Source organism: Planctomycetia bacterium, from assembly GCA_034440135.1.
GTDB lineage: Bacteria > Planctomycetota > Planctomycetia > Pirellulales > JALHLM01 > JALHLM01.
Map to the genome: position 1 here is coordinate 1 of JAWXBP010000318.1, position 8,417 is coordinate 8,417.

At 60.5% G+C, this 8,417-nt stretch carries 5 protein-coding genes; all 5 read right to left on the bottom strand.

Annotated elements, in window-relative coordinates; all coding sequences use genetic code 11:
- Positions 1-95 precede the first annotated feature (95 nt).
- Entirely contained in the window at positions 96-1,211 is a 1,116-nt protein-coding gene (locus SGJ19_19220; protein ID MDZ4782381.1) for a D-TA family PLP-dependent enzyme, read from the bottom strand.
- Positions 1,208-2,356 carry a cysteine desulfurase family protein gene (locus SGJ19_19225; protein MDZ4782382.1) on the bottom strand — a complete coding sequence of 383 codons (1,149 nt, stop codon included), beginning with the start codon at positions 2,354-2,356 and terminating at the stop codon, positions 1,208-1,210. The genes SGJ19_19220 and SGJ19_19225 overlap by 4 nt, the downstream gene beginning before the upstream one ends.
- A 227-nt stretch (positions 2,357-2,583) precedes the next feature.
- Entirely contained in the window at positions 2,584-2,967 is a 384-nt protein-coding gene (locus SGJ19_19230; protein MDZ4782383.1) for a DUF3467 domain-containing protein, read from the bottom strand.
- A 199-nt stretch (positions 2,968-3,166) separates the two neighbouring features.
- Complete coding sequence (locus SGJ19_19235; protein MDZ4782384.1) at positions 3,167-3,457, bottom strand: hypothetical protein; 291 nt, start codon at positions 3,455-3,457, stop codon at positions 3,167-3,169.
- A gap of 6 nt (positions 3,458-3,463) precedes the next feature.
- Complete coding sequence (locus SGJ19_19240) at positions 3,464-7,816, bottom strand: tetratricopeptide repeat protein (GenBank protein MDZ4782385.1); 4,353 nt, start codon at positions 7,814-7,816, stop codon at positions 3,464-3,466.
- Between the last annotated feature and the right edge of the window lie 601 nt (positions 7,817-8,417).

Below are 8,417 nucleotides of genomic sequence, written 5' to 3' on the forward strand. Positions count from 1 at the left end.
AAGCCTGCGGCGAACTCCTCCATCAATTCACCGCCACCGAATGCCGTAACTACCTCCGCCACTGCGGCTACCGCTATACTTAGCCTTGATGCGCTCTAAATCGTAATTACGCGGTCGCGCGCGGTGACGGGCCAGCGGTCGCACGCGACGCCTTCGCGGACAACGATGGCTTCGCGATGGAGTGCAACCGTCGGGCAGACATGCTGCGGGACGCCGTAGAGCGCGTCGCCGACTTGGAAGCGATCGGCTGCGCTCGTTTCGATCGCCAGATGCTCTTCGCTATGCACGACGGCTTTGGCGTCCGGCAGATTAAGAAACTGGACGCGCGGATGCGGTTGATCGGCGGAGACGGCCTTGTAACCCAAGTCGACGCACAATCGCCCTGGCCGGGGTTTGCTGATTACCCGCGTCAGCAAGAGCGCCGCGGGCTCGAACGGTAGTTCCGGATACTTGCCGCCATAGCCGGCGTCCCAAAAGACGGTCGTGCCAGGGCTGCAATCACGATCGGCGTGTTCCGCGTGCATCGCAAAGGTCGGCGTACCGCCGCAAATGACGCGCGGGACCGGCAGGCCGTCGTGTAGCAGGCGATCGCGCAGGGAGAACACGCCGACCATCGCCGCCTCAGATTGGGTACGCCGCGTTCCCAGGTTGGGATCGACGATGTGCCCGTCGTAGACATGCAGTCCCGCCGGCGTGATTCCGGGTGTGCGGGCCAACTGCGCATAAAGAGAGGCGGCATGCTCGTCGGGCGCGATTCCGGTGCGGCCCATACCGCAATCGATATCGATCATTGCCGCGCAGGTCAATCCATGGGCATGCAGTTCAGCACCGCAAGACTGCAAGGCAACAGTGTCGTCGAACAGGGCGCCGAATCGGACTTGCGGATAGGCTTGCATCAAGCGCCGCCAGCGCACGACGTTGGGGCCGACCGGGGCATAGGCGAGCAGCACCTCTGCCGCGCCGCCGGCGGCGGTCATTTCCGCTTCGGCGATCGTCGCACATTTGAACTTGTCGATGCCGGCCGCGATCTGCATGGCCAGCACTGCGGCCATCTTGTGCGTCTTGACATGCGGCCATAATCGCTTGGCGTCGCCGGCGATTTCGACCGTGCGACGAATGTTTTGATCCACGCGGTCAGGATAGACCAACAGCGTCGGCGAAAAGACTTCCGCTTCGTTGCTCAACGTGTACCAAGAAACGGGCGTGCTCAACGGAGCGCCTCCCAAGCGGCGATGATTTGATTCGCGGCGCGGTCAATTTCTTCCTCGTCGTTGTACAGCCCGAGGCTCAAGCGGACCGTGCCCTCCGCGATCTGCGGCGATAGTCCTAAGGCGCGTTGCGTCGCCGAGAGCGACGTCTCGCCGGAATGGCACGCCGCGCCGGTCGAGGCACAAATGTCCGGCAGGCGAGCCAACAACGCGGAGCCGCGCACTCGCGGAAAGTTTACGGAGAGCGTGTTCGGCAACAGCGCCGCGCCGGCGCCGTTCCAAGTGATTTCCGGGATGCTCTCAAGCAACTGCGACCACAGCCGCTCGCGCAGTGTTGCCAGTCGCGACTGCGAGGCATCCAGATGGCGTGAAGCGAATTCAGCCGCGACGCCGAGGCCGACAATTTGGGCCACGTTCTCCGTTCCAGCGCGAAGTCCAGCTTCGTGGCCGGCGCCGTGCAGCAACGGCTCCAAATGCACTCCACGGCGCACATAAAGCGCGCCGACGCCCTTGGGCGCATAGAACTTGTGCCCCGCGACGGTCAGCAGGTCGACGCCGAGTTGCGACACGTTAATCGGAATCTTTCCGACTGCTTGGGCTGCGTCCGAATGCAAGATGACACCGCGCTCGCGACAAATTTCCGCCATTGCGCGAAGCGGTTGAATTGTGCCGATCTCGTTGTTGGCCAACATGATGCTGACCAGGAACGTGTCCGGTTGTATTGCAGCGGCGACGTCGGCGGGATTCACGACGCCGCGCGCGTCGCACCCGACCGTTGAAACCGTCGCGCCGCGGCGCTCGAGATAACGCGCGGGCGCCGCGACCGCCGGATGTTCGAAAGCAGAAATGACCAAATGGCGTCGCTCGGCCCCGGATGCATCGAAGTGGCCTTTGAGCGCCAGGTTATTGCTTTCGGTGCCGCCTGACGTGAAGAGGATCTCGTCGCTGGATGCGCCGAGTAATTGCGCGACCCGAACGCGGGCATCGTCCACCGCGGCATGCGCTGCTTTCCCGAGCGCATGCCCGCTGGATGGATTGCCATAGTGTTCCGCCAGAAACGGCAGTATGCCTTCCTGCACGCAAGGTGCGAGCGGCGTGGTCGCGTTGTAGTCGAGATAGATCATGCGCGCGTCGATGGGCGAAGTCACGAGTCTCGGAATTCGAAGTTGAACGTAATTCGCCCGCGGCGACTTATCAAGAAGCAGCCGAGGGAAGGGCGTAGAAGTCCGCTGGATTGGAATTCGCCTTGGACGGCCTTCCCTGCGCTGAGAGCCCGCTGAGTCAACAAAAAAACGTCGCGCGGGTCGACATAGCGCGACTCGGGCGACGTTTGGATGAACAGCTTAGGTGGATCCGGCGCACGCCGTTCCACAAATTACTTCTGGCCGGCAGCAGCAGCCATCTGGGCGCGGACGCTCGGGACGACGCGCTTCTGCACGTCGGTTTCCAGGACGCCGAAGGCTTGCTCGTGGCGTTGCACGGTGAGGGTCAGGGCGTGCAGCATCCGCTTGGCGGTGTAGTAATTCGTTACGATCCGCTGCGTGACCATGACGGCTTCTTGCGGTACGCCGAACGGTTGCGGGTTCAGCCCGAAGTCGATGATCAGTTCTTCCGGCGTGCCGGTGACGCGGCAGAAATTAGCGTACGCGGCGTTGGCCTTGGAATCATCGACTTGGACTTGTTGACGCTGCTGCTGTTGCGGAGCCGGCGCCGCTTCGGCGGCCGGGGCGGCTTCCGGTTGTTCGCTGGACTTGGACACGCAATTCTCCTTGTCGGGTCGTTGTAGGAAACTGTGATTCTTGAAATCGGCGGACCGTTGCCGCAGCTTACGCGGCGCCGGTTAAAACGCAGAGCTTACCTCAGTAGTTTAAGCGGCGATTCCCGGGTTCACCAGCGGCCGGAGGGCTAAATCAAATGAAGATTTGTGCTGGCGCGGCGTGAATTTCGTCACAAAACGACTAGCCCGGCGCTTTCTTTCCGGCAGGCGCGCCGACAAATCCCCAGGGTGCGAACGCCTGGCTGCCGATGACCTCCACGAACTTGATCGCCGCGATCCCGGAAAACGGAATGATGATTTTTCTCGCGCCCAGCGTGTCGGGCGTCTTGCGTTCCACCATCATGAATGCGGCGGTGTGCATGAATCCGTCGAAGGGGATTTGTTCATTGAACGTGCTGACCACCACGCCAGTCCGCGCGAGTCCGGCGGGCCAGTTGTCCAACAGCGACTTCCATACGGCGGAATCATCCATGTGCGTTTACAGTCCCAATCCGCCCTTCAGGCGATCGAATTCCTTGGATTCCAGCGCGCCCAACTCCGAGGCATTGAAGCCGTAATCGTCCTTCGCCTTCTGGTAACTCGTCTGGGCTTTGTCTGTCAGTCCGGCATCCATTTGAGCGAGCGCCAAATGGAACAACTTCGAACCGCTCGGCTCTTCGTTAAGGGCGACTTCGAGATCCTCGATGGCCTTGCGCGAGTCTTTGCGAGCCAAGTGCACCATCGCCCGGGTGTCGAGCAAGTCGGACGTCGGCCCCAAAATGTCGACGGCCTCGTTGACCATTTTCAAGGCGTCGTCCAGCGCGTCTCCCTGTCCGCGCATGGCGAGCAGGTAGCCCAGGTTGTTTCCCACCAGCGCCTTCTGGGCGTCGCTGATGTCGGGGTCGCTGAGCGTGTCGCGATAGATACGCTCCACTTCGTCGTACTTGCCTTGCAGGTCGAACAGTTCCGCGCGCATCAGCTTGAGCGTCTGGGCGCTCGCCGGATCCGAGGCGAGGCCCTGGTCGATCCACGATTCCACGCGCTTGCACTGCGCCGCGGTTGGGGTCGGTTTCGCTTGTCGCAACGCCGCATTGCCGACATGTACCACTTGAGACGGGGGGAATCCCTTCGACATCGCGCTCGCGCACAGATCGAGCGCCGCATCCGTACGGCCGTGGCGCGCACGGAACTCAGCGAACGTCAGGATCGAGGCGGGGCGCGCAGCGTAGAACTCCTGATAAAGGATTTCCGCCGCCTCGGTTTGCTTCAACTCATCGAGCAACTGAGCCACGCCGTAGAGCAAGTTCTCTTGTCCCGGGGGCAACGGTCGAGGTACGAGCGACTTCAACGTCTTGACGCCTTCTTCGGCCTTGCCGGACGCGAGTTGCACCCGGCCGCGGCTGGAGATGGCGTATTGCGAATTCGGATCGATCTTCGACAGCCGGTCCAAATAAACTGAGCATTGCTGCACTTCGTTGTGATCAATGAGCAACTTGACCATCAACGCCGGGAACAGCGGGTTCTCCGGCTGCGATTCGACTAAATCGGAAAGCATCGTCCGCGCCTGCGTCCATTCGCCGGTGTCGTTCAGCAGTTGCACCAGTCCGAGCGTTTCTGTGGGATTGAGCAAATCCTGCTGTCGTAGTTGCTGCAGAAGTCGCACGCCCTCGCGCTGGTAGACCTTCTCGCGGCGCGTGGCGTACATCTTGGCCCGTAACAAACGGTCGGCGGAAGCATCCTCGCCGGACTTGGCGTTTTCATCGAGCAGCTTGATGGCCTCCTGAAAATCCCGATGGCGGCGCGTTGATCCCAAGGACTGCGCCTTGCGCGTACGCGCCCACGAGATAAATTGCCCATCCTCCTTGGCGACGGAAGTTTCCATCCCGATCATGCGATCCAAGATTTGCATCGCGGCTGTCAGATGCGCCGAGGACTGAGCGGCGTCTTGTTCCACTTGCGTGAGACGAAACGCGGCAGCGGCCCGCATCGCCCGCAGATCATTGGGGCTGGCGCTTAACCAGAGATCGTATTCCTTGGCGGCCTGGCCTGCCGGACCGATGGCATCGCGGCCCATGGCCACGGTGGCCTGGAGTTTCTCCGCAGGCACCGCTTTGCGCGCCTCGACGAGCGTCGCCTCGGCCTTGGCACGTTGATTCGTACCGGCTTGATGCGCGATCAACGCGACCCAACTGCGCTCATCTGTCGGGAACTTGACGGTCGCCCCGCGCAACCGTTCCTCCGCCGCGCTATTCCGTCCGGCTTGTCGCAGGACGACCGCCAGATCGAGCCATTTGCTCAGGTCGCTGTCGTCCTTTTGCAAGTGCTGTTCCAGGATGGAGATCAGGCCGTCATAGTTGCCTTCCATCGCCTGCTGGACGTTGTGGACTTTCTCCGTATATTGCGAGTAGCCGGCGGCTTTCAGTCTTGCCAGCAATTCGTCCGCTTCTTTCTGCTGGCCGCGGATCGTCAGGAGATGCGCCAACGTGGCAATCATCACGGGGTCGCGTTCGTTGCGCTCCACCGCCTGGCGCAGGAATTCAATGCACTTCGCCGTATCTCCTTCAATGCGGGCGATGTCGCCTTGCAAACGCGCCAGGGGACCTGAACGGCTGTTTCGAGTTTGCAACTCCTCGAGCTTCGCCTTGGCTTCGCCCAGTTGCTCCTTGGGCAGTTGCTTGGCGTCGACCAGCGTGATGATCCGGGACGCTTCCGCGACGAGCACTTCCTCGCTGTCGGCCCCGAACCGCTGGCGAATTTCGCCAATCACTTCTTGCATCATTGCGTCATCCGCGGCCGCACGTACGGCACTGAACATCTGCGACAGAATATTCGAGTCGGACGGCTGCACCTGGCGGGCTTTCCGCCAATAGGTCAACGCTTCGGGCAGGCGCCCGACGCGCTGGAAGGCCGCGCCTAGATCGCGATAGACCCGTTCTTGCTCCGCCGCCGGGCGGCTTTCGACACCCTCCGCGAGCTTTTGCAAGTCCTTGGCGATTTGCGCCTTGTCGCTGCCATTCGAGACCAGCGAGATTTCTATCACGCGCAGTTGCAACGGTTGATTCAATTCAGCCGACTTCTTGCGGACTAGGTCCAGCGCCTTGGGCACGCCGCCCGGTTCGTCGGCGATGAGATTCGCCAAGATTGCCCACATGCCGGCGTGCTTGGGCTCCAGTTTCAAGGCCTCTTCGACCAGTTTTTTCGCTTCGGCGACTTGTCCTTGGACCAGCAGAACTTGGATTTGCGCCATCAAGGTGGCGCTCGAGACCTTGCCGTCAGGGCTCTTATTCGCGCTCTGCGCAGCTTGCACCACCTCGTTCAACGACTGCATATCCCGTTGTTGTTCCGGCAACGACTGCATCACTTCCGACTGCAAGTCAATGTAGAGATTGCGGAGTTCGGGATTTTTCGCGAACTTTTCTACGCCGACTTCCGCCTTGATGTCGTTGAGCAATTGCAGCGCCACCGTGGGCCGGCCAAGCCGGAACTCCGAGTAGGCGATGCCGGCGCGCCCGGGAACGCTCTTGGGGTCAATCGACACCACGCGTTCGTAGACCACCTTGGCTTCATTCGGCCGATCCAGAATTCGGTACAGCTGCCCGAGCCGCAGGTCGATCGACGTCACGTTGTTCGGCATCAAGGGACGGACTTCATTGAACTTTTGAACGGCGTCTTCCCATTTGCGGTCGGCCATGTCGATGCAGGCCTGGAAGAACTTGACGATCTCGGCATTGGCGTTTTTCTGTTTTTCAAGCTCCTGGACTTTTTCCCGCACTTTGTCGATCTGGTTCGTCGCGAAATACTGCTCCGCGAGGAGCTGCAACATCATGGTGGATTCCGGGAATTGCCGCGCGCCCTCTTCGAGCACTTTCAACGATTCCTCAGGATTGCGATCGAGTTGGCTCAACCGCCAGATGGCCAGATAGAGCCGTTCGTCCTTGTCGTCGGCCTTGATCGCCGCTTCGACCAATCCGCGAAGTTGCCCGACTTCGTCCTTGTTCGGCTCGTCCGCTTGTTCCACGACGCGGATCTTCGCCATCAGGACGTCGATTTCCTTCGGCGCCAATTCCAATGCTTTTTCGACATCCAGGCGCGCCTTCTCCTCCATCAGCGGATTGTTCAGGTGTGCATTCGCGCGCGCCAGAAAAGCGCGATAGGATTCGGGGTTCGCAGCCACCAGATCGTCCAGGACCTGATTCGCCGCGGTGGCGTCAAGCTCGCGATCGCGCAGGATGGCGGCCAGCAACACGTACGCGTCAATCTGATGCGGATCCGACTTGATCGTTTCGCGAAGCAAATCCGCCGCCTTCTTATTCTCCGTCAGGACCGCGAGGCACCGCGCCCGTTTCATCAACAATTCCTGGTCCTTCGGATTGTCCTTGAGCAGGGATTCCAAATGCGAACTCGCTTCGCCGAAACGGGTGATCGCCATGTACAGGTCAACCAGTTTTCGGCGAACTTCCTCGTGCGGTTGCCGCGGAAAATTGACGATGGTCATTTCGCCCGCGTTGATCGCCTTGCCGAGCGTCTCGTTGATTTCCTTGGGCGTCGCCAACGGAATCATCTCGTGGTAAATCAACGCTTCCTCATCGGCGATTTCCGGATTCTCCGGGCTGAACTTGAGGTGGAAATTCAGCATTTCCGCCGCATCGTCAAGCATTGCGAAGGTTTCCGCCTTCTTGGTCGGTTCCTTCGTCTTCAGCGCCACGGCCTCGACGTGCAGTCGCTGGCCTGTCTCGAGCAACTTGTGCGAAGTGTTGGAAATCTGCACACGATGAATGCCCCAGCCTCCCACGACGGTCACGATTAATCCGACGGCGAGGCCAATAACCAACTTCCAATTGAGACGCTTCATGGGCACGCATCCGCTCTGAAGGGCGATGAATGTAGTTCAACTTACTTTGGCAACAGCCGTTCCTGGAGAACCTGCCAGGAACAGCCAAGTCCGGACCAATTGCGCGGCGATTCGGAGAATGGCCTCGCCTACCGCGGACTGCGAAGGGCGCCGGTCCACTCTGCCCGCCAAATGATGGGCAATAACCGGGTTTGGCTTCATCCTATCCGCGACTCCAGCGCTGTCAATTCATACGTGAGCTGTGATGGAAAGGATTGCGGAATCGGCGCAATCGCAATCGTTTCGATGTGCAAATCTGATACTTACGGTTGTACGTGCGCGCTTTAGGAACGGTTTGCCGGACGGCAAGGAGCACGGAATCCCGCGTGATCAACAGCCCCGCCCTTCCCCCCAACCGAGTCCTGTGAGCTTGGCTGCGTCGGCGCCGGGTTGCTTGCTTCCTCAGTCGGAGCCCGGCGCGCCCGCAAAGTTTTCCCAGATTGGCCAAAGTCGGGTGCGCGAGTTTGACGATAGTTCGGACCGTATGAAATAGGCTGACTTTGCGGGCAGTCTTATGGTAGTTCAGGAGGTTTGCGGTTGTTGAGTAGACCGTGACTCGCTG